Below are 1,357 nucleotides of genomic sequence, written 5' to 3'. Positions count from 1 at the left end.
CTGCAGGTCGCCAAAGAGGCCTGCAAGACCTCCACATCGGTCAAAGCCGTTGCTCGTCGCTACGGCCTGGAGTTCTCCACGGTCAGGCGCTGGGTGGCGACCTATCGGCTGCATGGTTGGCGGGGATTTCATCGCCAGGCCCGGTCCTATGACCTCCCGTTCAAGCTGGCTGTCCTGGAGAAGATGGGCCAGGACGGCATGTCCGAGCGGGAGGCCACCACTTACTTTCAAATTGGCGAGGCCGGCGCGGTGGGGCGGTGGCGTCGGCTGTATGCTCAAGGCGGTGCCCAAGCGTTGGCACCACCACCTCCGCCGCCGCCCCGAAAGCCGATGAAAAAGACCCGTTCGTCCAAGCCACCTGAGGAAATGAGCCGCGATGAGCTGCTCAAGGAAGTCGCCTATCTGCGTGCGGAGACCGACTACCTAAAAAAACTCGATGCCTTGATCCGGGAAGAGCAGGCGGCGCAGGACGCAAAGCGCAAGCCATCCAAGGATTGAGGCAGGTTCATACGCTGTCGCTTCTGCTCGAAGCGGCAGAGCTGTCACGCAGTACGTTCTATTACCAGAACCATGTCCTGGCCCATCCGGATCAGGATGAGGCAGCCCTGTGCGAGCGCATCCGGGCAATCTACGATCAAAGCCAAGGGCGCTATGGGTATCGCACGGTGACGCTGGAACTGGCCAATCAGGACCATCGGACCAATCACAAGCGGGTACAGCGCCTGATGGGGGAGATGGGCCTGAAATCACGGGTACGCGTGAAGCGCTACCGGTCCTTCAAAGGGGCCGCCAATGTTGTGGTTGGCAATGACCTCAATCGCCAGTTCCATGCCGAGCGGCCCAACCAGAAGTGGGTGACCGACGTCACCGAGTTCAAGGTGCAAGGCATGAAGCTGTACCTGTCGCCGATCATGGACCTCTACAACGGTGAAATCGTGGCTTATCAGATCAAGCGCCAGCCCGTGTTCGATCTGGTAGGTCAGATGCTGGAGGAGGCCATCAGCAAGCTTTCCCCGGAGGAGCGGCCAATGATCCACTCCGACCAGGGCTGGCAGTACCAGCATGAGAACTACCGGCACATGCTGGAAAAGCACTCGTTGAAGCAAAGCATGTCCCGACGTGGCAACTGCTTGGACAATGCGGCAATGGAAAGCTTCTTCGGGACGCTGAAGTCGGAGTTCTTCTACCTGAACAGCTTTGACAGCATCGAAAGCCTGGAGGCCGGGCTGGTGGAGTACATCAAGTACTACAACCAAGAGCGAATCAGATTGAAATTGAAGGGGCTAAGCCCGGTAAAGTACCGGGAGCAGGCCCAATCGGCCGCCTGACCCCGTCCAAGTCTCGGGGGTCACTTCAC

Annotated in this window: 1 protein-coding gene; it reads left to right on the top strand. The window is 59.2% G+C overall.

Annotation, left to right across the window (positions count from 1 at the left end; all coding sequences use genetic code 11):
• A protein-coding gene (locus tag ACM0PK_RS21610) for an IS3 family transposase (protein WP_414608119.1) occupies positions 1 to 1,328 on the top strand; the annotation gives its coding sequence in 2 pieces (ribosomal slippage) (positions 1 to 424 and positions 424 to 1,328; 1,329 coding nt annotated over the 2 pieces). This gene is flagged as partial in the annotation.
• Positions 1,329 to 1,357: the final 29 nt, after the last annotated feature.

Origin of the sequence: Stenotrophomonas sp. FR010 (assembly GCF_047520755.2) — a bacterium.
Classification (GTDB): Bacteria; Pseudomonadota; Gammaproteobacteria; order Xanthomonadales; family Xanthomonadaceae; genus Stenotrophomonas; species Stenotrophomonas sepilia.
This window is presented reverse-complemented; position numbering and strand designations above follow the sequence as displayed.